Here is a 24304-nt window from a genome sequence, read left to right as displayed (position 1 = left end):
AATGAAACACTATATTCTGTTCCACTCCTATACAAGCGGCTTGGCACTTGAGTCCCTTTTAAAAAAAGATAAAATAAAGTATACCATTGTGCCAACGCCCAGGGAGCTTTCAGTTTCCTGTGGAATTTGCATGGAGTATAAAAAGGAAGACGAGGAAGCTATTAAGAAGCTTGTTAATGAAAATTCAATAAGTATAATAGGCTTTCAAAGCTTGGAAAAGAATTATAAAAAATTTTATTAAGTAAAAGACATTGCATATTGGTGCAGTGTCTTTTTTAAATCTTATGACAGTTTAATTGAGAATAGAGCCGCTCTTCCATTTAATATTAGTTGAAAAATATACGGTATAAATATAAAATTATAGTAATCCTTAAAGAAAGGAAGTGAAATATTGGAGAATAGCTTTAATGGAGATTTTGTTCATCTCCATGTCCACACAGAATACAGTCTTTTAGACGGTTCAGGAAAAATTCCGGATTTAATTGCCCGGGTAAAAGAGCTGGGAATGAAGAGTATAGCAATAACAGATCATGGAGTTATGTACGGCTGCGTTGATTTTTATAGAGCTGCTAAAGATCAAGGGATAAAGCCAATAATAGGCTGTGAAGTATATGTAGCATCAAAATCCATGCATGATAAAACAAATAATAAGGATAATGAAACTCATCACTTAGTTTTACTGGTTAAAAATGAAACCGGCTATCAAAACTTAATGAAGATTGTTTCGCAGGCTTCAATCGACGGATTTTATTATAAGCCTAGAACGGACCATGACTATCTTAGAGAGCACAGCGAAGGCATTATAGCTTCAAGTGCCTGCCTCGGCGGAGAAGTTCAGTCAAATATATTAAGCGGCAATATAAATAAAGCAAAAGAGATCGCTCTTTTGTATAAAGAAATATTTAAAGACGGCTTTTATCTTGAACTTCAGTATCATGGAGTTGATGAACAGCAGAAGGTAAACGAAGAGCTTGTAAGAATGTCTAAAGAGCTTGATATTCCTTTAATCTGTACTAACGATGTTCATTACATAAACAGGGAGGATTCAAGAGCACATGATATTCTTTTATGCGTTCAGACTGGCAAGACAGTAGATGAAGAAAAAAGAATGAGATATCCTTCAGACGAGTTTTATTTAAAATCACCTGAAGAAATGTATGAAACCTTTTCCTATGTTCCAGAAGCCCTGAGTAATACTGTAAAAATAGCAGAACAATGTAATTTTGATTACAAATTTCACGAATCCAAGCTTCCAAAATTTCCTCTACCTGAGGGGGTAGAACCTTACCAGTATCTGAGGGATACCTGTTATCAGGGGTTAAAGGAAAGATACGGTGAGATTACCAAAGAGCTTACAGACAGGCTTGAGTATGAGCTTGGAGTAATCAAGAGCATGGGATATGTAGATTATTTCCTTATAGTTTGGGATTTTATAAGATTTGCTAATGAAAATGAGATAGCAACGGGAGCTGGTCGTGGTAGTGCGGCGGGATCGCTTGTAGCTTACACGCTGGGTATAACAAAGATAGATCCATTGAGATATGGGTTGATCTTCGAAAGGTTTTTGAATCCGGATAGAATTTCAATGCCAGATTAAAGATTAATTGTATTAATACAATTAATCATAGTCGTGCACAGTAGAAATATTGTGCTTAAAGAGCCCTGAATTGCTGGAAAGTCCTGAGAGCCCTATAGACCAAAGCATAAGATTGAGAATTAATACATATAACCATATAAAAATATATATGTATAAGAAGTTATCTAGATAAGAAGTTAAGAAGTTATCTAGATAAGAAGATAAATATATAAATATGGAAATATATAAAAATATAAATATATCTAGATGCGAAGGTGGCATGACCATAAAAATTATAGGGATTTGAGTGTAGTCAGACTCTACTGGATAACCACGCAGCCAAGCCTTGAAGAGAGGAAGGTTCAACGGCTAGTGCAAAGGCACGTAGGGGGAAGCTAGTACCCCGAAGCGGGGCAGCCTAAACCGTAAATGACGGTAGGTGAAGATATAGTCTATACCCACTGCACATGCAGTGTTAAAGTATCTCGAAAGAGAGGGTAGCTTAGATTGATTCTGACTTTTGCTACGAAAGAAGACAGGAAGTAATTGACTACGTTGTAGAGAAATACGGCGTAAACAATGTATCACAAATAATAACCTTTGGAACAATGGCAGCTAGAGCCTGCATAAGAGATGTAGGAAGAGCAATGAATTATTCTTATGCAGAGGTAGACAGGATTGCAAAAATGATACCTACTATGCTTGGGATAACAATAGATAAGGCGCTGGATATAAACCCAGAACTGAAGGCAGCCTATGATGACGATACGAGAGTTCAGGAGCTTATTGATGTTGCAAGATCCTTGGAAGGACTCCCAAGACACTCAGGAACTCATGCGGCGGGTGTTGTTATAGCATCACAGCCGTTGGTAAGCTATGTTCCAATGCAGAAAAATGAAGGCAACATAGTGACACAGTTTACTATGGGAACACTTGAGGAGCTTGGATTACTCAAAATGGACTTCCTCGGCTTAAGAACCTTGACTGTAATGAGAGATGCAGTTGAAATGATTAAGATTAGCCGAGGTATAGATATTGATTTAGATAAGATAAACTTTGAAGATAAAGATGTTTACAGGATGATAGGTGAAGGGAAAACCGTTGGAGTATTTCAGCTGGAATCTCCAGGAATGACCTCCTTTATGAAAGAACTAAAGCCTGATAATCTTGAGGATATCATAGCAGGTATAAGTCTTTACAGACCAGGCCCTATGGCCGAGATACCAAGATACATCGAAGGAAAAAGAAATCCTGAAAAGACGCACTATGAAACACCTGCATTAGAATCTATACTTGATGTAACCTATGGCGTTATGGTTTACCAGGAACAGGTTATGGAAATAGTTAGAAAGCTAGCAGGCTATTCCATGGGACGTGCTGACCTTGTAAGACGTGCAATGTCTAAAAAGAAACACAAGGTCATGGAAGAAGAACGATATAATTTCATAAACGGTATAGTAGACGAGAATGGAAAAATAGAAGTACCAGGCTGCATTAGAAATGGTATAAGCGAAGAAATAGCAAATAAGATATTTGACCAAATGATGGACTTCGCAAGTTATGCATTTAATAAGAGCCATAAAATGTAAAATATGTGTGGCACCTTACAGTGATGTATGGTTAAAAACTTCTTAAATTGCTGGAAACCCCTAAAGCTGTTTAAACCACAACATAATTTGGAAGAATAAATGTGATGGTTAGCAAAAGCTAGAAAAAATTAAGCAGATGGTATATGAAGAGATTCTAAGTACTGGTTTATTTTCATAAATAAACAAATGGGTAATCAGCAGCGAAATTTCTAAATATAACTATCGTTTCTAATACCTAAATGATGAGAAAATACGATAGATTATATCAGAAAGACGTTCAGAGACTATAATAGAAGATACTAAGTTATTTATTTAGTATATGGTATAGTCCAGACCACAACTAATAAGATTAGGCTTGTGAAAGCAAGAGTGGTAAAGGCAGCAGCCTATGCAGTAGTAGGTTTCCAGACAGCCTATCTGATGCACTACTACCCAACAGAGTTCATTGCAGCAATGCTAAACAGCGTTATGGGGACAAGTGAAAAGGTAGCCTTCTATATACGTTTTGCAAATGAACTACAGATAAAGGTTCTGCCGCCGGATATAAACGAAAGTTTTTCAAAGTTTACAGTTAAAGAGGGAAAAATTCGTTTTGGGCTGGCAGCAATTAAAAATGTTGGAATAAATGTAATTGAAAGCATAGTAAAGTCAAGAGAAGAAAAAGGAAAGTTTGAAAACTTTTCGGACTTCTATGATAAGATAGATATTTCCCAGGTAAATAAAAGAGCAATAGAAAGCCTGATTAAGGCAGGAGCCTTTGACTGCTTTAAGGTGTTTCGATCCCAAATGCTTGCGGTCTATGAAAAGCTATTAGATGGAGTCAGCAATGAGAGAAAGAAAAATATTCAAGGTCAGATGAGTCTTTTTGCAGACTTTAAAGAGGACTTTGGGGATATTGAAGTTAAGTATCCAAATATAAAAGAGTTTGAGAAGAAATACCTTTTGGCTATGGAAAAGGAAATGACAGGGCTTTATCTGTCTGGACACCCTCTTGAAGAATTTGAAGAAACTCTAAATCTTAGAACAAATACAAGAATTACAGAAATAATATCAACTGAGGTTTTGGAGGAAGGGATAATTGAGCAGGGCTCTGGAATAAAAGATGGAGACAGGGTCATAATAGGCGGGCTTATTGCAGAAGTAAATAAAAAAATCACAAGAAATAATGATATGATGGCTTTTATTAGACTTGAAGATATGTATGGAAGTATTGAGGTTATTATCTTTCCAAAGGTTCTTCAAAAATACAGGCAGAATATTGAGGAAGACAGTGTTGTTTTGATAAGTGGAAGAGTAAGCATAAGAGAAGAAGAGCAGCCCAAAATACTCTGCGAAACTATAGAGCCTTTAATGAAAGTTAATAACGATAAGGTATATATTTTAGTTGAAGAAGAAAAGCTAAGAAAAGAAGCTTTCGACAAAATAAAAAACACTCTGCTTGACTACAAAGGCGGGCAGCAGGTTTATATGTGCACAAAAAAAGAAAGACAAAAATTTTCACTTCCAAGCGACTATTGGGTAAAGATTGATGAAGAACTTTTAGATTATTTAAAGAGACAGTTTGGAGAAGAAAACGTGAAAGTGCAATAATAATGAAAAAATGAAGAATGAAGAATTAATAATTATAATTTCAATTGTAGAAAATCCGCAGGATTTTTCTCCAAAATTCTTCATTTTTCATTATTAATTCTTCATTAGCTTCTTGCAAACTTTATATTATTGAGCTAAAATTAAAGTGGGTCAATTTTTAGATTTTTTTAATACACATGGGACATAAAATGTCCAACATGGTTGAATTTTATACAGTATACTTTGTGGGAATAAGGAGGCTATACTAAATGAAGACAATTGCAGTACTAACTAGCGGAGGAGACGCACCAGGAATGAACGCTGCCATTAGAGCAGTTGTTAGAGCAGGACTTGATAAAGGTTTAAAGGTAATGGGAATTCATAGAGGATACAGCGGGCTTATCAATGGAGAAATATTTGAAATGGACAGACACAGCGTATCCGATATTATTCATAGAGGCGGAACAATTCTTAAGACAGCAAGATGCCCTGAGTTTAAAAAATTAGAAGTAAGACAAAAGGCTGCACAAATACTTAAGGTTTATGGAATAGATGGACTAGTTGTTATAGGTGGAGATGGTTCCTTTACAGGAGCTAAGCTTTTATCAGAGCTTGGAGTTAAAACTATAGGTATACCTGGGACAATAGACAACGACCTTGCATATACTGAATATACACTTGGTTTTGATACAGCTTTAAATACAGTATTAGATGCAATTAACAAATTAAGAGATACCTCAACTTCACATGAAAGAATAAGCATTGTTGAAGTTATGGGAAGAAACTGCGGCGATATAGCTTTATTTTCAGGACTTGCCGGCGGAGCAGAGAGCGTAATAGTTCCTGAGAAAGATTATAGTTTAGATGAAGTTTGTAAAACTATATTAGATGGAAAACAAAAAGGCAAGCTTCACAACCTTATAATAGTAGCAGAAGGTGTCGGAGGAGCAAATGAACTTGCTTTAAAGATTGAGGACATAACAGGAATTGAAACAAGAGCTACAATACTTGGACATATTCAAAGAGGAGGAAGTCCATCTGCCTTTGACAGAATTTTAGCTTCAAGAATGGGAGCAAGAGCTGTAGAACTTTTAATGGAAGAAAAAACAGGAAGAGTAATAGGAATTAAAGGCGGAGACATAATAGATTTAGATACAAATGAAGCTTTGGCAATACCAAGAAAGTTTGACGAAAAGCTTTATGAAATAGCAAAATCATTATCTTATTAAAATTAAAGGTTAGTTTATGTTAGGGTTTAGTTGCTAATCATTGCGAACATATATAAAATATGTACAATGAGCTGATAGCTGCACAAAGAAGTTCTAGGTTAGCTATATGCTTCATCTTCCATATTTTATATATGTTCGCTAGTTTAGTAATTAACCCTAAAAATGATAATTAAGTTTTATAAAATATGATAAACTATACATACCAAGATAACTAAATACATAACAAACCGCACACCAAGAAATGTTTTTCCTTTTGGAAAAACGAACCACCCCAAAAAACAATTATTAATTATTAATTGTTAATTATTAATTAATGAAGGGAGTTATATTACATATGAGAAAGACAAAAATAATCTGCACAGTAGGACCTTCAAGTGAAAGTGAAGAGGTGCTTTCAAAACTTATAGAAGCAGGTATGAATGCTTCAAGGCACAACTTTTCCCATGGGGATCATGAGGAACATGGAAGAAGAATGAACATGGTAAAAAGCTTAAGAGAAAAATACAATAAGTCTATTGCCATAATTTTAGATACAAAAGGACCAGAAATAAGAACAGGGAAGTTTGAAGGCGGAAGCGTAGAGCTTAAGGAAGGAACAGATTTTACTGTAGTTTGCGGAGAAGAGGTACTTGGAAACAATACAACCTGCTCAGTAAGCTATAAAGACCTTTACAAGGATGTTAAACTAGGAGATTTAATTCTTATAGCAGATGGTCTTGTAGGACTTGAAGTTAAATCTGTTGAAGGAAACAAAATTTACTGCAGAGTAAGAAACAGCGGAAGCCTTGGAAACAATAAAAACGTAAACGTTCCAGGGGTTGTAACTACTCTTCCAGCAGTAACTGAAAAAGATATCGATGACTTAAAGTTTGGAATAGAAATGGGTGTAGATATGGTTGCGGCTTCCTTTATAAGAAAAGCAGCAGACGTACTTCATATTAGAAAATTCCTTCAAGAGAACGGCGGCGAAGATATTCTTATCTTCTCTAAGATTGAAAACCATGAAGGTGTAGATAACATAGATGAAATAATTAAATTCTCAGACGGAATAATGGTAGCAAGGGGAGACCTTGGAGTTGAAATACCTACAGAAGAGGTTCCTGTAGTTCAGAAGATGATTATAGAAAAATGCAATGAAGCTGGAAAGCCAGTTATAACTGCAACTCAAATGCTTGACTCCATGATTAAAAATCCAAGACCAACAAGAGCAGAAGCTTCAGACGTTGCAAATGCCATATTTGATGGTACAGATGCAATAATGCTAAGCGGAGAAACTGCAAATGGAAAATATCCGGTAGAAACAGTTGATACAATGTCTAAGATAGCTGAAAGAGCAGAAAAGGCTCTTAACTACGAAGAAAAGCTTAAGAAGAGAAGAAGAAACCGCATACCTAACGTACCTCATGCAATTAGCCTTGCAACTTGTAATACAGCTATGGACTTAGAGGCAGCAGCAATAATAACTGTAACTCAAACAGGACATACTGCAAGAATGGTTTCGGCTTACAGACCAGAATGTCCTATAATCGCAGTAACTCCATATGACACGGTGGCAAGACGTCTGGCATTGAATTGGGGGGTGTTTCCATTACTTGCTCCTAAGATGAGCAACACTGACGAGGTTATTGACAGATCTGCTGAAATAGCAACAGAAGCTGGTTACGTAAGAAGAGGAGATTTACTTGTTATCGCAGCAGGTATTCCTGTTGACTATGCAGGAACAACAAATATGATGAAGGTACACGTTGTTGGAGACATACTCGCTCAGGGAAAATCAAAAGGAACAGGACCAGCTTTCGGAACAGCTGTTGTAGTAGAAAGCTATAGTGAAGCTTTAAAGAATTTAGACGAAGGAAATATATTGGTTGCTAAAACAATAACTGCAGAATATATGGGTATCCTAGACAAAGTTACAGGTATAATTGCAGAAGCAGATGCTATTGATGCAGATGTTGCTATACAATGCGCTTTAAAAGAAATACCAATGATTTTAAGTGCACAAGGCGTTACTGGAACAGTAAAAACAGGTGCATTTATAACTATGGATATTAGAAGAGGAATTGTTTACAGCGGAAAAGTTGGAGTAATATAAGAAAATATGAAACTTATAAAAATAAGAGTGCTCACATTGAACTGCCCCATGTCAAGTAGACAGTGAAAGAAATAAAAATTCTTGTTAAAGTACCAATCAAAAAGGTTGGTACTTTCTTTATGCGGAAATACCGGAAAGGTAGCTTCGGTATCCCAGCGGAGTCATACAGCACAAACGTTTTTGGTATTGTAATAGTATATATATTCCTCAACAGCATTCTTCAGAACCTCGTAGTCATCAAACTTATACAGATAGTACATCTCGAATTTCAGAAGCCCTAAAATCCTTTCATAGGACCGTTATCATGCATCAGGCTACCTTCGCTATACTTTGTATCATTATAGCCTTATCAAGCTTCGACTTAAATACGTTACTTTTATACTGAAACCCACGGTGGCTGTGAAAGATAGGTTTTGCATTTGAATGATCAGAAAGTGCTAAGTCAATAGTCTCAAACACAAGAGCATTGTTATTTGAATGTCCGATGACTTAAGATACTATGCTCCTATCCCCAAAATTAAGAATTGCACTTAAGTATGCCTTTTTTTCGTTGCCGTACTTAAATTCTGTTACATCCGTAAGCCATTTCTCACAGGTATGTTGCGCCTTAAAGTCTTGATTTAGTATATTTTCTGCTATAACTTCAGGAGTTGACTTTATAGAGTTATAGTTCTTTTTTCTGGACACAGATTTTAGGCCGACTATCTTCATCAGACGATAAAATCGTTTATAGTTTATCTTAAGATTATGTTCACGGCGAAGCTTTATTGTTATCTGCCTATAACCTAATATACCGTCTCTTTCCTCGTAATCTTCTTTAATAAGAGAAAGAAGATTTTTGTTTTGAAGTTCATTTTGTTTTTTTCTCTATGAAGCCACTTATAGTAAGATGATCTGCTAATTTCAGCGATCTCCCACAAAACTGAAATAGGATAGTATTTTTGCTATGAAATCATCTTTATAGTAATATATACACTTCCTGTTTAACTAGACTTAAAACCGCCTCCTTTATATCTCTTCGAGTTTTTTTAGCAATTCATTCTTCATTTCCAATCTCTCATTTCTTGCTTCTAAAAGTTTGTTCTGAGCCTTTAATCTTTCTAGCTCTGTAAGCTGGCCTTTGGCTTTTCGTTTTCCCCGCGGTCTAATAGGGCATCTATGCCAAATTCAGTATATTTCACAGTCCAGCTTCGAACTTGCTGATAAGAAACCTTATATTTTTCAGCTATTTCATTATAGTTTCTATCGCTCTCAATACAGTATTTAACTATTTCAATACGTTCTTCAAATGTGGTAATGTGACCTTTAGTCATGATTGCTTTTTCTACTGACCCCGAAGGTTTTAACTTTCCATGACTATTATACTTCAAAATCCAGTTAGACAGTTGAGCAATTGAACGTATCTTATATTTTTTTGCATATATCTAACTTTGAAGCAGTACCTTGAAGATATTTCTGTACAGCTGCGTATCTCACTTCCTCGGAGTAACTAACATTTTTGTTTGAAGTAATGAGCCCAACTTCCCCCATTGAATTGTACAAAGGAATCCATAGTTTCACTGAAATTTTTGTAACTCTATGTTCCTTTGCTAGCAGTCCTTAACTTTTACTTCCTTCTATATAATTTTTAACAGCCGATAATTTCTCCTCAAATGTAACTTTCCATTTTCTCTGCATAAAAAATATGACTCTCTGCATGAAAGTATTTATGAAAAGCTTTCTGGAAAGGATTTTGCTAATGAGAGAGTTAGAAATTCTGTTACAAATTCTGTTACAAATTGCATGCTGGGTATTGCGCTTTTAAAGGAAGTATTTGATAAGTTTCAGGTTGATTTTAATGAAGCCTCTGGTGTGAATATTAATGAAGTTTTAAAAAGTATAAGACAAATTGCTTTTTCTGATTTATTAGATTATGGACACAACAGCAAGGTATTATAGAAGAGTCCTTAGAAACTATGAATCGTATGGCAGTAAACAGACTTCTTGAGAGAGGTTATGATTATGATTCTACTATGGATATTGATGGAGATTTTGTTTTGAGGCTTAACTATAATGTTTTCTACGATAGGTTTGCAAAGTTTTGCAAGGATCATAATGTAAGTCATGAAGTACTAGCTCTGCCATCTTTTAAAAGACAGCTTAATAAACTATGTTACTGCAAGTGCTATAATAAGCCTACGAGCTTTTTAGCGAGAGATTCATTTCTTTGTAAAAGAGAGCGGCTGTGATTAATGTAGAATGACTTTATAAAAAGAATGTGGATGTGGAGTATATGCCTGACAGGGAGATGTAGAAAAAAGAAGATTCATAGATTTGACTTAGTACAAATCTATGAATCTTCTTTAGGTAATTTTATATTTATTTTAGTTCCTACTCCTAATTGACTTTCCACTTCTATAGTTCCCTTATGCTTCATCACAATCCACTTAGCTATGGCAAGGCCAAGGCCAGTTCCGCCGCTTTGCTTTGTTCTTGACTTATCGGCTCTATAAAATCTATCAAATATATGAGGTAAATCTTCCTTGGATATTCCATTGCCGCTGTCCTGCACGGATATACTTACACCTTCTGGAGTTGCAAAGGAGCTTACTTTTATAAAACCATTCTCAGGAGTATATTTTATACTGTTATCTATAAATATCCTTAAGGCTTCTTTAATTAGATTTTTATCTGCATTAAACTTAGTCCTTTCATTTCTTTCACACATTATTTGATGTTTTATATCAATAAGCCTTGTTTCTTTTACTATTTCCTCTATGAGTTCATCTATATAGAAGTCAGTTTTTTCAACCTTTTGAGTGTTCTTATCACTTCTGGCTAAAAACAACAGCTGCTCTACTAGAGCTTTCATATTTTCTGATTCAGACTTTATAGCTGTAATTGATTCTTCCAGCACTTCCTTATCATTTTTACCCCATCTATCCAAAAGGTTTGCATAACCTTGAATAACAGCTATAGGAGTTCTAAGTTCGTGAGACGCATCTGAAACAAACTGATTTTGCTTCTCATAAGACTCCTGCAGCCTATCCAGCATATCATTAAAGGTATGGGCCAAATCCTTAAGCTCATCCTGAGAGCCGCCAATATCAAGACGGGTATCAAGTGCGTTAATAGTAATGTTTTGTACAGTCTCAGTCATCTTTCCTACTGGTTTTAGTATCTTTTTGCTAGCCTTCCAGCCTGTTATTAATGTATTTATAATTGTTATTACACAAATAATTGAAAGAGCGCTAAATAAGATGCCCATGTACATAAATTCATTACCTAATTTATTAACTACTTGTATTTTATAATCCTTATTTTCTACAGTAATATTTTCATTTAGCACCATAAAAAATCTGGTGGATGTATTTGTAGCATTAGTGGGGAAGTGAAAGGAGATATCGCTTCCTAAAATAAGCACATAACTATCTTGACTATCTTGTGCAGACTTATCTTTTACATAATAATGTACCTTATTCTTTTCTTCTTCCGAGGTAAACACAAGCTTTTCACTATAATCAAATATTGAAATCTGCCTATTTTTCAATTTTGAAATTTTATCAATTGACTCATAAATAGATTCAATATTCCCGTTTGAATATGAAGTAATAAGAGAAACGTCCTTCTCCATATCAACCTTAGCACTGTACCCTAGATAAAATCCAAAACCTGCTGCTATGGCTAAGCTTAGAAAAAAGAAAAAGCCTATAATCATAGAAACAAAGGCTATATTGATTTTAAAGGCTATAGAAAACCTCAATTTTTCAATAAAGCTGTCATATGCGCTTTTAATAGGCCGTCTAATTTCAGTTATAGCTAATTTAAGTATTAAAAGGCTCTGCTTTACAAAATATTTAATTAGTAATTTAATTTTCCTTTTATTATTCATCTTTTAAAAGATACCCCACTCCGCGAACAGTATGAATCAGTTTTCTATCAAATCTATCATCTATTTTACTTCTTAAATATCTTACATAAACATCAACTACATTGGTATCCCCAAAGTACTCATAACCCCATACTCTATCCAGTATCTTCTCTCTGGTTAAAACAATATTCTGGTTTTCCATAAGGTACTTTAAGAGCTCAAATTCCCTTTTGGTAAGGTCAATAATTTCATCTTTAAAAGATACGTTATATTTATCTAAATCCAATTTTAAATTATTAATCTGAATAACCTTAGCTTCTTGAACGGTGGCCTTTTTTCTTTTTAGTGCAGCTCTTATCCTTGCCAATAATTCTTCAATAGCAAAAGGCTTTGTAAGGTAATCATCTGCACCCATATCAAGGCCCATAACCTTATCCATTATTTGATCCTTAGCAGTAAGCATTATAATCGGTATCTCTGAATGTTGCCTCAATCTTCTTAAAACTTCCATTCCATTCATTGAAGGCAGCATAATGTCAAGAATAATCAAATCTATATCACCCTCTAATGCTCTTTGTAAGCCTTCTCTGCCATCGTGGCATTGTTCAACTAGATAGCCTTCATATTTAAGCTCCAGCTCTACAAATCTTGCTATTTTCAGTTCATCTTCAATTATAAGTATTTTTTCCTTTGCCATAAGGTATTTCCCCCTATTAATATTCACTTTCTATTATTATACAATAATCAAGAGGAAATACCTATTGATTGTCATATGAAAATAACCTACATTATGCAGGTTATTTCAGTATTATTGATTTACTGGTTCAGTTTCCACTATTTTTTGCTTTGCATTGTCTACAGCTTCAGAAACTTTGTCTAAAGTGTTATTTATCTCCATGCCCTCACCATCTTTGCTTTCAAATCTAAATCTATGGCTTGTAATAAGCGCTAGAATGATTCCTATTGCTGCAAGTGGCGGTGCTATTATAGCAGCTATTACTGCTATAGTAACAGGCATGCTTAAAACTTCACGTTCATTTTTCTTGATTACAAATCTTGTACTGTTACCTTTTTTTATAATCTTCTTAATAGTTTCCCATAGACCCATACTCTTTGCACTGCACCTTTCACTTTTAATCTTGTTATTCTTTTCTAAATAAATTAGTGCTTCTACTAAGTCTCCATTACAAATTTCTAATGCTTCCTTTGCTTCACCATAACTTACATTTGCTCTTTCTCTTAAAGCTTCAATTTGTTCTAAATTAACTGACATTTTTCATTCCTCCAAAAATTTATTATTTATTTGATACTTTTATTATAGTAAGCAATAATTAGAGCACCATTAATGAAAGATTAGAATTTGATTAGAAAAATATTAAGCAAAAGAGTGCACTGAAATATGAGGAGCTTAAATATATGGCTGCTTAACCATTTAAAAATCAGCAATAATATAATTTGCCAGAATAAAGTCGATAAAAAGTCTTTAAAATTGTCTATTCATGCTATATAATAAATAGAGGTTGTCTATAAAAATAAAATGCTGTAGGAGGATGACGATGGAATTACACGAATACTTGAATATTTTGAAGAAAAGATGGTCATTAATAGTTGTTATAACACTAATTGCTACATTAATAAGCGGCGTTGCCAGCTATTTTATAATTAAGCCTACCTATAAATCAGACATATCGGTAATAATTGGCAAACAGGATGCTGGAGATGCCAAAACTACTACTCAAAATTATAATGATGTCATGATGTACCAAAAGCTAGTAAAAACCTATAGCACGTTAGTCACTTCAAGAACTGTGGCTGAAAATGCTATTCAAAAGCTTGGACTTAATATGAAAGCAGAACAGCTTCAAGGAATGATATCTGTTGCACCAAAAGGTGATACTGAGTTTTTGACAATCACAGTTAAATCAAGAGATGCCAAACAGGCAATGGAGATAGCAAATCAATTAGCTGTGTCACTTAAAGAAGTAAGCGCAAATATTAAAAAGGTTGATAATGTTCAAATATTAGATCCTGCTGAATTGCCTACATCTCCAGATAACCCTAAGCCAAAGTTAAACATGGCAATAGCGTGTTTTCTAGGTTTAATGGTTTCTGTTGGAGTAGTGTTCTTGCTTGAATACTTAGATAATACAGTAAAGTCACCGGAAGATATAGAAAAGCTTTTAGGAATTCCTGTAATCGGGACAATTCCTGTAATCGTTGATTCTGAAAAATAGTGAGGTGAAGATATGCTAAATGAAATGATTTCAATAAAAAATCCAAAGTCGCAGGCTGCGGAGGCCTTTAGAACTTTAAGAACAAATATACAATTTTCTTCTTTAGATGAAGATATAAGAACAATAGTGGTTACTTCAACACAACCTGGTGAAGGTAAGAGTACAGTTATATCTAACCTTGCCGTGACAATGGCTCAAAGCGGTAAAAAAGTTCTTCTTATAGATTGTGATCTTAGAAAACCTACTATTCATAAAAAGCTAGGGGTATCCAATCAGGTTGGACTTACAAGCATTTTGTCTAAAGAAAAGACTATGGAAGAGGTTATAAAGGCGGCTACTATTAATAATTTTTATGTTTTAACCAGCGGACCAATACCTCCAAATCCAGCAGAACTCTTAGGAAGTAAAAAAATGAAGAGCTTTATTGAAGAGCTTCACGGATACTTTGATGTAATTCTTTTTGATGCTCCACCGGTTTTAGCTGTTACTGATGCACAAATTCTTTCAACTTTTTGTAATGGAGTTGTTTTTGTAGCAGGTTATGGACAAGCTGAAAAAGATGCAATGATTAGAGGCAAGGAACATATTGAAAAGGTTGGAGGAAAGATACTAGGTGTTGTAATTAATAAGGTTCCTCAGAATTCTAGAAGCTATTATTACTATAACTACGATTATAAATAAAAAATATTATATTGAAATTATGGGGGTGAGCTATTATGATAGATTTTCACAGCCATGTTTTACCTTACATTGATGATGGTTCAAAGAGCTTTGATATGTCTATAGATATGTTAAGACTTGCGGTAGATGAAGGTACAGAGTATATTTGTGCTACTTCGCACTTTATACCGGGAGAAGTTGTTCAAGATAAGAAACTATATTATGAAAAGCTTGAGAATCTGCAGACTTTATGTAAGACGAAAGAAATAGACATAAAAATACTGCCTGCCCTAGAGCTTTATATGCACCCGGATTTGCCTAAGCTTTATAGTGAGAAAAAGGTTTGGGGTATTAATTTAACACCATATATTCTTGTGGAACTTCCTATGCAGCAGTTCCCTGTTTACACAGAGGATATTTTTTATGAACTTAGACTTCAAGGAGCTAGGCCTATACTTGCCCATCCGGAACGAAACTTGAGAATAATGAAAGATGTTTCCCTGCTTGAGAATTTAGTAGATCAAGGTATACTAGCCCAGGTAAATGCGGGAAGTTTAAGAGGAATATACGGTAAGGATATTAAGGCGTTTGCAGAGCATTTAGTAGAACGTAATTTAATTCATTTAATCGGCAGTGATGCGCATGACGACACTAGGAGAACTACTAAAATAGAAAGTGCCTTTGAGGTTGTAAAGCGCAAAAATGATGAGCTTTATGAGTGGATTAATGAAAATCAATATAAAATAATAGAAGGAAAAGAAGTTGAACCTTTACATGTAAAGAAAAATAAAAAGAAGTTTGGCTTCTTCGGATTGTTTAAAACCAGCTGACTATAGGTACAGCTGGTTTTTTATCTATTCGACAAAATAAGGTTGATTTTGTTGATAAATAGCTAAAATTGCTAACGAAAATTGTCATTAACAAGTTACTTCTATGCTATAATTTGCTTGTGTAAAATTTTAGGGGGATGGGGACTAGTTATGGATTTTGATAGTATAAAATGTGAGTTTAAAGTTAATGGCACACAGCTTAATTCTATTATTAATTTAAGAGAAGAAAGTAAAGGTCTACTAGTTAGTAATGAACTGATTATAGAATATGGATATAAAGATAATATGTTAGATATTTGCATTAAGAATAAGGGCGATAAATCCGTTAGCTTAAATTGCATCAAATTTGATTTATATTCAACAATACATTATAAAGAGATATCCTGTATGATAAATCCTAAGGATGCAGCGCAAAAAGTAACTTATATACCTATGGCAGAAGTTAATGATGAGGGAGATATAAAATCTCATTTATTTGAACTTGTAATAGATGAGGAAAATCATCAAAGCATGATAGTTGGTTTTTTAGGCTGCAGATTTTCTGGTAATTACATATATAATGAACTTAAAAGAAATAAACTAGGTATAAGTGCTGTTTATAATTTCGTAGATCAAGAACTGCTTTCAAATGAAGAAATATATGTAGATTCTCTTTATATAAAAGCAGGAGATGATATGTTTTCTCTTTTTAACAGCTTTGTAGACAAAATGGCGGCAGATTTTAATATTGATAACAGCATTAATGAGGTAAACCTAAAGGATATACCTAGTACATATAGTATTTTATACACTTATAGAGTAAACAATAGCACTCTTAGAGTAAGTGATAAACCATTACATATTAAAGTTGATGGAAAAAAGCTTTACCCTGTTGATATCAGAAGCATCGAAGGAAAAAAGCTTGTTTTTACTAATGCCAATGCAGTTTTGAGCAAAGCAAGTGCTCTAAATCTAAATGGAATAGGTAAATTTATTGATATTGTTGAAGAAAATAAACTTTTTAATGCTTATTATGAGTTAAACAAGCTCTTGAAAGCTTTAAAGGATAGCTTTAAGAAAACGGGAATTTACTCAGACGATTATCCTGTGGGCTTATTTAATGAAAAGGTATTTTCATTAAATAAAAATATAGGCTTTGATGATAAAAAAAGTTTGCTTAATATTATAAGTAGGAAAAGAATTAAAAAGGATATAAATTATGATTTTTTCTTTAAGCTGCTAATGCAAAGAATTATACAGTTAAATGATGAAGGTTTAAAAATAAATAATGACAAGATAAGAGAGCTTATGTCAGTTGTTATTGGGAATTTTGATTTAAGTAATTTAAAGAATCCTGAATTAAAAGAAATAGCAAGAGATATAGATACTAAATATGCTGTTATACCTTGTATAGAAAGAAAAGATGTTTTTGGAATTTTACTAAGAGGAAGGAGAAATATATATTTTGCTGTATTTAATCTTGGGAATGAGGCTGTAAAGTTTTATTGCGATTTAAGCCTGCATTCTGGTTTCGATGAGTTTAATGGGGCTGTAATGGAAGTTTACTCGAATACCAGCTACCTTATATCAGATGCAAAGCTCTATATTAGAAACCTAAAGGCAGGAGACTGCTGCTTGTTTAAAAAAGAAATTGCATTGAAAAAGGTAAACTAGAATGTTTATGATTTAATATAATAAAAACTAGCTTTTAAGAGTTAGTCTATTTTTGTATGTAAAATAGAAAAAATCATTCAGGTCTGATATAATATATAAAATACTTAGTGTTATAACAATGAAAGCCATCTTCAAAAAGTAAGAAAAAGAATACGCCCAAGGAGTATAGAAAAAGGGTGAATTAAGATTATATGGAGGAACAAATATGAAAATTCTTGTTACAGGGGGAGCAGGTTACATAGGAAGTACAGTCTGCTCAGCGTTAATTGACAAAGGTCACACTCCGGTAATACTGGATTCTTTAGTTACCGGGAGAGAAGAGTTTACAAGGGGTAAAATATTTTATAAAGGCGATATAGCTGATAGAGGCATATTAGAGAAGATATTTAAGGATCATCCGGATATTGAATATACTATACACTTTGCAGCATTGATTGTAGTTCCAGATTCAGTGGAAAGACCTTATGATTATTATAAGGAAAATGTGGCTAAGTCATTAGAATTATTTAAAAATCTTAAGGAGCTTGGCTGCAGTAATATTATATTCAGCTCTTCAGCTTCTATTTATGATGATGTTGAAGGTTTTATGGTTACAGAGAAGTCTCCTTTAAATCCTAGAAGTCCATATGCAAGAACAAAATATATGATGGAAATGGTATTAAGAGATTTCTGTGAGGCTTACGATATGAAGGGTATTGCACTAAGGTATTTTAATCCTATAGGTGCAGATCCTAAGCTTAGAAGCGGAGTGCATGTACAATTCCCATCCCATGTTCTTGGAAAACTTGTTGAAGCTGCAGCAGGAGATTCAACATTTAAAATTACAGGGGTTAACTGGGATACTCGTGATGGCTCAGGCGTTAGAGATTTTATTCATATATGGGATTTGGCACAGGCTCATGTTAAGGCTATCGAAAACTTCGAAGAGGCTTTTAAGAAGGCTGATAACGGAAATTCAAATTACTTAGTTATAAATCTTGGAACAGGAAAGGGAGTTACTGTTAAGGAGCTTGTTAGTGCCTTTGAAAAGGTCTATGGAAAACCAATTAAAAAGGAAGAAACAGATCCAAGACCTGGTGATGTACCTGGTTCTTATGCAAATGGAGACACTGCTCTTCAGCTTTTAGGTTGGAAGGCTGAAAAGAGTATAGAAGAGGGAATACGAGATGCTCTTAAATGGTCAGATATTAGAGAAACCATTATAAAATATTAATTCATGAATATAATGTATAAATTTTGGAAAAAATACTAAGATGGAATATTTCAGCAACTGATTCATATTTAAAGATAAACAACTACAGCTATAAACTTACATGCAAGAAAAAATCAGTGAAGATTTGATATTTTTATTGTATGTAAGTTAAGTTGTAGTATTGTTTATCTATGTATTACTTGGCAGCTCAGCTGCTATTTTTTTTTAGGAATAATAATCCTCCTACTTGGTAAAATATAATGATAAGCAGGCTACACTTGTCATTTAATATTTTAGTCTGAAAGGTGGAATTTTAATGAGTAGACAATTAAGCTGCAGTGCATTAGACTGTGTACATAATATGAGCGGACTGTGTTCTGCAAATACTATTCATGTTTTAGGCTCAGGTGCTCATACGAGTAATCAGACTATGTGCAATACTTTTGCAGAAAAAGGTTTTAAAAATTCTGTTGCACATTTTCCTAATATGAATGTGACTGGTGAAATTAGACAGCTACTTAATAATGATTCAATCGAGATGAGTCCTAGTATAAAATGCGAATCAGTTAATTGTATTTATAACGAGGATAGAGTCTGCATGGCGCATAATGTGCAAGTTTCAGGGCCGAGAGCGCAATCAAGTCAGGATACAGTGTGTGAGACGTTTAGGATGCAATAGAATGAAGAGTGAAGAGTGGTTAAAGCTTAAGAATTTCGGACAATTCTTAAGCTTTAACATTTGGAGGAGTGCGTAAGCATAGAGATAAGACAATAACTCTTTACATTGAGGCTGTTTTTGATTATATTTAGTATAATTGGCTTTTTATATTAATAGCAAATAGGAGTATGTAGAAAGAACTTTGAACAATTCTTCATTCTTCATTATTAATTATTCATTATAAAAAAGGGTGGTTTTTACATATGCTTGAAAATACAGCAGTCGAAAAGAATAAGGATTATATTATAGATATAGTAAGCATGGGCTATGAAGGAGAGGGAGTTGGAAAGGTTAATAATTTTACTGTGTTTGCGCAGGGGGCATTGCTCGGCGAAACTGTAAAAGTAAAGATAGTAAAGCTTTCTAAAAACTTTGCGCATGGTAAGCTTTTAGAGGTTATAAAATCCTCAAAGCACAGAATAGAGCCGGAGTGCAGTATTTATAAAAGATGCGGCGGCTGTCAGATGCAGCATATGAGCTACGAAGGTCAGCTTGAGTTTAAAACTAATAGAGTAAAAGATGTTGTTAATAGAATTGGCAAGCTTAAAGATGTAGTAATTCATCCTGCTGTTGGAATGAAGGAGCCTTACAGATATAGAAATAAGGTTCAGCTCCCTATTGGAAAAGTAAAGAATGAAGTCGCAATAGGATTTTATGCTCCAAGAAGTCATGATATCATTGATATGGATACTTGCCTTATACAGGATGAGGCGGCAGATAAAGTTGTTCACCTGACTAGGGAGTGGATTAATAAATTCAATATAGAACCTTATAATGAAGAGGAGAATAAGGGAACTTTAAGGCATATAATGATTAGGCGGGGCTTTAAAACCTCTGAGGTTATGGTAGTTATAGTAACTAAGGAAGAAGTTTTGCCTTATTCTAATGAATTTGTAGAACTGATGGTTAAAAATATAAGCGGCTTAAAAAGCGTTATACAAAATATAAATCCAAAAAAGACTAATGTTATTTTAGGCAGTAAAAATAAGGTTTTGTGGGGTAAGGATAAAATAACTGATTTTATAGGAGAGTTTAAATTTAATATATCTCCATTATCATTTTTTCAGGTAAATCCAGTGCAGACTGAAATATTGTACGGCAAAGCTTTAGAATATGCTGGCCTAACTGGAGAGGAAACTGTTTTCGACGCATATTGTGGTACAGGTACAATCTCTTTATTTTTGTCCCAAAAAGCAAAGAAGGTTTATGGAGTTGAGATCGTTCCTGAAGCCATTGAAGATGCTAAGAAAAATGCAGAAGAAAATTCAGTAGAAAATGTTGAGTTTTTAGTTGGGGAGTCTCAAAAGGTAATACCGGAGCTTATCAGAGAAGGCGTTAAAGCGGAGGTTGTAGTTGTTGACCCTCCAAGAAAAGGCTGTGAAAGAAGTCTTTTAGAAGCTTTCAGCACTATGAAACCTCAGAAAATAGTATATGTTTCCTGCGACTCGGCTACTTTAGCAAGGGATCTTGGAATATTAAATGAGCTGGGTTATAAAACTGTTGAAATTCAGCCGGTAGACATGTTCCCGCAAACAGCTCATATAGAAAATGTTGCATTAATTGTTAGGAAGGTATAGAGATATTTATGAGTATTAGTTATATATTAATAATAAGATCAATTTATACTGGTCTGTTCACAGGAATGGTTATTGCAATACCTATGGGGCCGGCTGGTTTTGAATCTGTTAGATGGACTATGACAAAAGGTCTTAAAAAGGGCGTTGCTGTTGCAGCTGGATCACTAATTGCAGATGCTATCGATGTCATGCTTATTAATTTTGGACTTTTGGAGTTAATAAAAACTAACAAACTATTAGAAGTGTTTTTCTGGGAGATATCAGCGGCCGTAATTTTTTATATTGGTTATAAAGCATTGAAAAACAGTAAAAAAGATAGTGCTGAGGAAGAAAAGCAAGAAGATGATGAAAAAAAGAATATGGATTCTCGTGCTGTATTTACTGGGTTTATAGTGAATTTTTCAAATCCAATGACTCACTTTTTTTGGCTTACTTTAAGCAGTACAGTAATAAGCATATGGAGAAGCTATGGAAAACTTGTTTATTTTCTGTTTGCTGTAGCAATGCTTTGCGGCATGTTTTTAAGCCTTTGGGGAATAAATATTTTAGCTTCTAAAGGAAAGACAATATCAGCTCCTAAGGTATCCGGAAAGGCAGCAAATTTGCTAATTTATGTTATATTGGCTTTCGGAGCAGGCTTTTTTATAAATGGAATATATAAGTTGTATCTATTTTTAAGATAAATAAAAATAAACACTAAATTAAAGAACTCGGGTCTATGCCCGAGTTCTTTAATTTAGTGTTTTAAAAACATAACCATCATCTTGTAAGAACTTTATTAGCTGAGGCAAATACTCAACAGTGGTATCTTTTTCATCCGAGTCATGCATTAATATTATTAAATCTTTCTGATGAGAAAAATTCTTTTTTACATTGCTATCTAATTGATCTACAGGAACATGGGATCCTTCTGCATCTTTAGTAAGACAGTTCCAATCAATATATTTGTAACCAGCATTTCTTACAGCTTCTCTATATTCCTTTGGCCTGTTTTTTGACCCTCCAGGAAATCTTACTATTTTAGCTTTATAGTCTGGATAAAATTCTTTTATAGTGTTTTCACCTTGCTTAAACTCATCTACTAAATTTTTAGGTGCTTTGTATATAAAATCAACATTATGATCATAAGTATGATTAGCTATTGCATGTCCCTCATTTTTTTCCCTTAAAAAAATATCTTTGTTTGGAGCAATATTTTTTCCTATTACAAAGAAGGTTCCTTTAATATTATTCTTTTTCAATATATCAAGTATTTGTGGTGTAATACCTACAGAAGGTCCATCATCAAAAGTTAAATAGGCGACCTTATCACCTTTTTTTACAGGCTTGTTGGATGACTTTACTGGTTCTTTAGGTTCATCCTTATTTACTTTAATGATTTTACCATCAGGTTTATCCTTATTATCTATTTTGTTATCATCGGCTGGCAAAACAACTACTAGCTTTTCATCAGGACTTTTTCCGGGAATAGGATCAATATTTTTATGTATATCTTTATCAATAAATGTCTTATAATTTTTCAGCTCATTTTTTTTATAAATTATGTAGCCAGAGCTCAAGCCTATAACTATAAGCATAAGAATAGTAATAATTAAAACAACCTTATTATTTTTCACTGAAGCACCCCCTACGTTATATATATGATTATAATGGAAATTACTATGAGGAGCAATAAGATTATTGAAGTGTATAATTTTTAACGATAGTATAGTAATTTTATAAAAAAATTGATGTTAGTTTAAAAGTCCAGAGCATTTTTAAATTAGTAATTCTTATTAAAAATACTAGCCAATAATTGTAAAGTCAACTAAAAAGTCCTTAAATATAAATTAATCTTATAAATAAAGCGTTTACACATTATTAGAATATTGTTATAATTAAATTGTTATAATTATGCAATTATAGCATAATTTCAAAGTTTGACAATTAACAAACTTAATTGGGGGGAGTTCAAATGAAAAAAACATTAGCAACGGTTGCCTGTGCATTGGCAGTAGTACTTTCACTATCAATTGTACCGGGTAAAAAATTAGGAATACTTGGAGTAGACGTTGTTTCAGCAGCTACTGGTGAAACACCAGGCACAAATACAAAAACTACATACAGTACATCATCAACTATTTCAAGAGTACTTAAATCAGGATCAAAAGGTAATGATGTTAAGACACTTCAGACACTTCTTAACAGCAATGGGTACAAGCTTAGCGTAGATGGTATATTTGGAAATCTTACATTAACAGCAGTTAAAGATTATCAAGGTAAAAATGGACTTGCAGTTGATGGAATGGTTGGACCAAAGACTCTTGCAAAGATTAGTCCAGCAACAACTTCCACAACTACAACAACTTCATCACAAATAACACGTTTACTTAAACTTGGTTCAAAGGGCGATGACGTTAAGCTTTTACAAACATGGCTTAACAATAATGGAAATAAGCTTAGTGTAGATGGTATATTTGGAAATCTTACATTAGCAGCAGTTAAAGATTATCAAAGCAAAAACGGACTTGCAGTAGATGGATTAGTTGGGCCTAAGACTATTGCAAAGATAACTCCTGCAGCAACTACCCCTGCAACACCTACAACACCAGCAGCACCAACTACACCTACAACTCCACCAGTTGATACTGTTGCATCAGCTTCTGTAGTAAAGGAAAATAGTGCTTTTGAAAAAGCAATTAGCAAAGATGGAAAATGGATTATAGCTACTCTGAATGATTTGACTTTTAATAAGCCTCTTGTACTAGATGGACAGTTCCTTAATGGAAAAACTGATAGCAAGACAGGTTTAAAGACTCTTCAACGTAAGATAGCTTTATATACTCAAGATGATAAGCGCAATGTAACTGCTAGATTTACTCTTACTGCACCAAAATTGACTATAATGAGCACAAATGCTAGCATACAACATGGAACCTTCAAGGGAGATCTTTATGTTTCAGTTCCAGATTTCCAATTAGTAGATACTAAGGTTGAAGGAAATGTATATTTTACTACTAAATCTGCTCAAGATACATTCGTAATGGATGATAAGAGTTCTATAACTGGAAAGAAAGAACTACAATTACTTAAAGAAGTAGATGTTGTAGCGACTGCATCATTAGTAAATGATAAAGCTACTTTTGAAAACGCAATAGGCAAAAATGGAAAATGGATTATTTCTGTTCTTAACAATTTAACTTTTGATAAAGAGCTTGTATTAGATGGTGAATTTAAAAATACAAAAAATCCTCCAGCTGTACAGCGTAAAATAGCTCTTTATTCCCAAGATAGTAGTCATGCTACTACTGCTAGATTTACTTTAAAAGCGCCTAAATTAACCATAAACAGCCCAATGGCTAGTATTCAAAAGGGAATGTTTAAAGGAGATCTTTATGTAACAACACCAAACTTCCAATTAGTTGATGCTGTAATTGATGGAAATGTATACTTTGCTACTCAACAGGCCAAAGATACATTCAAACCAGATGCTACAAGTATTATAACTGGAAAACAAGACGTAAAGGCTAACTAATTAATTGCAAATTAGTTGTTA

20 protein-coding genes and 4 pseudogenes are annotated in these 24304 nt (G+C 33.8%); 17 read left to right on the top strand and 7 right to left on the bottom strand.

Going from position 1 to position 24304, the window contains the following annotated elements:
* Position 1: 1 nt before the first annotated feature.
* From JK636_RS10935 to pyk, 6 genes and pseudogenes are all read left to right on the top strand, one after another.
* Positions 2-241, top strand: a complete 240-nt coding sequence (locus tag JK636_RS10935) for a putative Se/S carrier protein (protein WP_202748990.1) — start codon at positions 2-4, stop codon at positions 239-241.
* Positions 242-388: 147 nt separating this feature from the next.
* Positions 389-1594 (top strand): annotated as a pseudogene (gene dnaE / locus JK636_RS10930) (DNA polymerase III subunit alpha); the annotation flags it as partial.
* A gap of 488 nt (positions 1595-2082) precedes the next feature.
* Positions 2083-3156: pseudogene (gene dnaE, locus JK636_RS10925) on the top strand (DNA polymerase III subunit alpha); the annotation flags it as partial.
* 387 nt (positions 3157-3543) lie between these two features.
* A pseudogene (locus JK636_RS10920) lies at positions 3544-4755 on the top strand (helix-hairpin-helix domain-containing protein); the annotation flags it as partial.
* Between the two features lie 248 nt (positions 4756-5003).
* Positions 5004-5963 (top strand): 6-phosphofructokinase, encoded by a 960-nt coding sequence (gene pfkA, locus JK636_RS10915; protein WP_202748989.1) that lies wholly within the window; start codon positions 5004-5006, stop codon positions 5961-5963.
* Positions 5964-6297: 334 nt separating this feature from the next.
* Positions 6298-8055, top strand: coding sequence for a pyruvate kinase (gene pyk, locus JK636_RS10910; protein WP_202748988.1), 1758 nt, complete (start codon positions 6298-6300; stop codon positions 8053-8055).
* A 161-nt stretch (positions 8056-8216) separates the two neighbouring features.
* Here pyk and JK636_RS24140 read toward each other — a convergent pair whose 3' ends face one another.
* The 3 genes and pseudogenes from JK636_RS24140 to JK636_RS10895 form a co-directional block, all read right to left on the bottom strand.
* Positions 8217-8339, bottom strand: coding sequence for an IS3 family transposase (locus tag JK636_RS24140; RefSeq protein WP_420839271.1), 123 nt, complete (start codon positions 8337-8339; stop codon positions 8217-8219).
* A gap of 205 nt (positions 8340-8544) precedes the next feature.
* Positions 8545-8883 (bottom strand): annotated as a pseudogene (locus tag JK636_RS23875) (IS3 family transposase); the annotation flags it as partial.
* A 272-nt stretch (positions 8884-9155) separates the two neighbouring features.
* Positions 9156-9425, bottom strand: coding sequence for a helix-turn-helix domain-containing protein (locus JK636_RS10895; RefSeq protein WP_202748986.1), 270 nt, complete (start codon positions 9423-9425; stop codon positions 9156-9158).
* Between the two features lie 412 nt (positions 9426-9837).
* Between JK636_RS10895 and JK636_RS10890 the strand changes: the two genes are divergently transcribed.
* Positions 9838-9993, top strand: a complete 156-nt coding sequence (locus JK636_RS10890; protein ID WP_202748985.1) for a hypothetical protein — start codon at positions 9838-9840, stop codon at positions 9991-9993.
* A gap of 17 nt (positions 9994-10010) precedes the next feature.
* The gene (locus JK636_RS10885) at positions 10011-10283 is read left to right on the top strand and encodes a hypothetical protein (protein ID WP_202748984.1); all 273 of its coding nucleotides are present in this window, start codon (positions 10011-10013) and stop codon (positions 10281-10283) included.
* 101 nt (positions 10284-10384) lie between these two features.
* Here JK636_RS10885 and JK636_RS10880 read toward each other — a convergent pair whose 3' ends face one another.
* The 3 genes from JK636_RS10880 to JK636_RS10870 form a co-directional block, all read right to left on the bottom strand.
* Positions 10385-11926, bottom strand: a complete 1542-nt coding sequence (locus JK636_RS10880) for a sensor histidine kinase (RefSeq protein ID WP_202748983.1) — start codon at positions 11924-11926, stop codon at positions 10385-10387.
* A complete protein-coding gene (locus JK636_RS10875; protein WP_202748982.1) occupies positions 11919-12602 on the bottom strand; it encodes a response regulator transcription factor in 684 nt (227 codons plus the stop codon). Before JK636_RS10875 ends, JK636_RS10880 begins: the two co-directional genes overlap by 8 nt.
* A gap of 111 nt (positions 12603-12713) precedes the next feature.
* Positions 12714-13178 (bottom strand): DUF4342 domain-containing protein, encoded by a 465-nt coding sequence (locus JK636_RS10870; protein WP_202748981.1) that lies wholly within the window; start codon positions 13176-13178, stop codon positions 12714-12716.
* Positions 13179-13461: 283 nt separating this feature from the next.
* Here JK636_RS10870 and JK636_RS10865 point away from each other — a divergent pair, with 283 nt between their 5' ends.
* The 8 genes from JK636_RS10865 to JK636_RS10830 all read left to right on the top strand — a co-directional run bounded on the left by JK636_RS10865 (position 13462) and on the right by JK636_RS10830 (position 21452).
* Positions 13462-14139, top strand: a complete 678-nt coding sequence (locus JK636_RS10865) for a YveK family protein (protein ID WP_202748979.1) — start codon at positions 13462-13464, stop codon at positions 14137-14139.
* Between the two features lie 12 nt (positions 14140-14151).
* Entirely contained in the window at positions 14152-14820 is a 669-nt protein-coding gene (locus JK636_RS10860; protein WP_202748977.1) for a CpsD/CapB family tyrosine-protein kinase, read from the top strand.
* Between the two features lie 35 nt (positions 14821-14855).
* Positions 14856-15629 carry a tyrosine-protein phosphatase gene (locus JK636_RS10855; protein WP_202748975.1) on the top strand — a complete coding sequence of 258 codons (774 nt, stop codon included), beginning with the start codon at positions 14856-14858 and terminating at the stop codon, positions 15627-15629.
* 150 nt (positions 15630-15779) lie between these two features.
* Positions 15780-17282: a hypothetical protein gene (locus JK636_RS10850; protein WP_202748974.1), complete on the top strand. Its 1503-nt coding sequence runs from the start codon at positions 15780-15782 to the stop codon at positions 17280-17282.
* A gap of 205 nt (positions 17283-17487) precedes the next feature.
* Positions 17488-18495 (top strand): UDP-glucose 4-epimerase GalE, encoded by a 1008-nt coding sequence (gene galE, locus JK636_RS10845; protein WP_202748973.1) that lies wholly within the window; start codon positions 17488-17490, stop codon positions 18493-18495.
* 295 nt (positions 18496-18790) lie between these two features.
* Complete coding sequence (locus JK636_RS10840) at positions 18791-19153, top strand: DUF1540 domain-containing protein (RefSeq protein WP_202748972.1); 363 nt, start codon at positions 18791-18793, stop codon at positions 19151-19153.
* A 242-nt stretch (positions 19154-19395) separates the two neighbouring features.
* Positions 19396-20769, top strand: coding sequence for a 23S rRNA (uracil(1939)-C(5))-methyltransferase RlmD (rlmD, locus tag JK636_RS10835; RefSeq protein WP_202748971.1), 1374 nt, complete (start codon positions 19396-19398; stop codon positions 20767-20769).
* A gap of 8 nt (positions 20770-20777) precedes the next feature.
* The gene (locus JK636_RS10830) at positions 20778-21452 is read left to right on the top strand and encodes a LysE family translocator (protein WP_202748970.1); all 675 of its coding nucleotides are present in this window, start codon (positions 20778-20780) and stop codon (positions 21450-21452) included.
* A gap of 48 nt (positions 21453-21500) precedes the next feature.
* Here the strand turns inward: JK636_RS10830 and JK636_RS10825 are convergent, their stop codons facing one another.
* A complete protein-coding gene (locus JK636_RS10825) occupies positions 21501-22385 on the bottom strand; it encodes a polysaccharide deacetylase family protein (RefSeq protein WP_202748969.1) in 885 nt (294 codons plus the stop codon).
* 338 nt (positions 22386-22723) lie between these two features.
* Between JK636_RS10825 and JK636_RS10820 the strand changes: the two genes are divergently transcribed.
* Entirely contained in the window at positions 22724-24283 is a 1560-nt protein-coding gene (locus tag JK636_RS10820) for a peptidoglycan-binding domain-containing protein (protein WP_202748968.1), read from the top strand.
* Positions 24284-24304: the final 21 nt, after the last annotated feature.

The sequence above is a fragment of the Clostridium rhizosphaerae genome (genome assembly GCF_016765585.1).
GTDB lineage: Bacteria > Bacillota > Clostridia > Clostridiales > Clostridiaceae > Clostridium_AT > Clostridium_AT rhizosphaerae.
Note: the sequence above shows the minus strand (reverse complement) of the source record. Positions and strands in the feature narration are given on the sequence as shown.

Excerpts from the sequence above, each read along its gene's own strand:
- JK636_RS10875 (WP_202748982.1), bottom strand. The coding sequence starts at position 12,602 with ATGGCAAAGGAAAAAATACTTATAATTGAAGATGAACTGAAAATAGCA.
- JK636_RS10830 (WP_202748970.1), top strand. The coding sequence starts at position 20,778 with ATGAGTATTAGTTATATATTAATAATAAGATCAATTTATACTGGTCTG.
- JK636_RS10870 (WP_202748981.1), bottom strand. The coding sequence starts at position 13,178 with ATGTCAGTTAATTTAGAACAAATTGAAGCTTTAAGAGAAAGAGCAAAT.
- JK636_RS10890 (WP_202748985.1), top strand. The coding sequence starts at position 9,838 with ATGCTGGGTATTGCGCTTTTAAAGGAAGTATTTGATAAGTTTCAGGTT.
- JK636_RS10935 (WP_202748990.1), top strand. The coding sequence starts at position 2 with ATGAAACACTATATTCTGTTCCACTCCTATACAAGCGGCTTGGCACTT.
- rlmD (WP_202748971.1), top strand. The coding sequence starts at position 19,396 with ATGCTTGAAAATACAGCAGTCGAAAAGAATAAGGATTATATTATAGAT.
- JK636_RS10865 (WP_202748979.1), top strand. The coding sequence starts at position 13,462 with ATGGAATTACACGAATACTTGAATATTTTGAAGAAAAGATGGTCATTA.
- JK636_RS10860 (WP_202748977.1), top strand. The coding sequence starts at position 14,152 with ATGCTAAATGAAATGATTTCAATAAAAAATCCAAAGTCGCAGGCTGCG.
- pfkA (WP_202748989.1), top strand. The coding sequence starts at position 5,004 with ATGAAGACAATTGCAGTACTAACTAGCGGAGGAGACGCACCAGGAATG.
- JK636_RS10850 (WP_202748974.1), top strand. The coding sequence starts at position 15,780 with ATGGATTTTGATAGTATAAAATGTGAGTTTAAAGTTAATGGCACACAG.
- JK636_RS10885 (WP_202748984.1), top strand. The coding sequence starts at position 10,011 with ATGAATCGTATGGCAGTAAACAGACTTCTTGAGAGAGGTTATGATTAT.
- JK636_RS10840 (WP_202748972.1), top strand. The coding sequence starts at position 18,791 with ATGAGTAGACAATTAAGCTGCAGTGCATTAGACTGTGTACATAATATG.
- pyk (WP_202748988.1), top strand. The coding sequence starts at position 6,298 with ATGAGAAAGACAAAAATAATCTGCACAGTAGGACCTTCAAGTGAAAGT.
- JK636_RS10855 (WP_202748975.1), top strand. The coding sequence starts at position 14,856 with ATGATAGATTTTCACAGCCATGTTTTACCTTACATTGATGATGGTTCA.
- JK636_RS10880 (WP_202748983.1), bottom strand. The coding sequence starts at position 11,926 with ATGAATAATAAAAGGAAAATTAAATTACTAATTAAATATTTTGTAAAG.
- JK636_RS10820 (WP_202748968.1), top strand. The coding sequence starts at position 22,724 with ATGAAAAAAACATTAGCAACGGTTGCCTGTGCATTGGCAGTAGTACTT.
- galE (WP_202748973.1), top strand. The coding sequence starts at position 17,488 with ATGAAAATTCTTGTTACAGGGGGAGCAGGTTACATAGGAAGTACAGTC.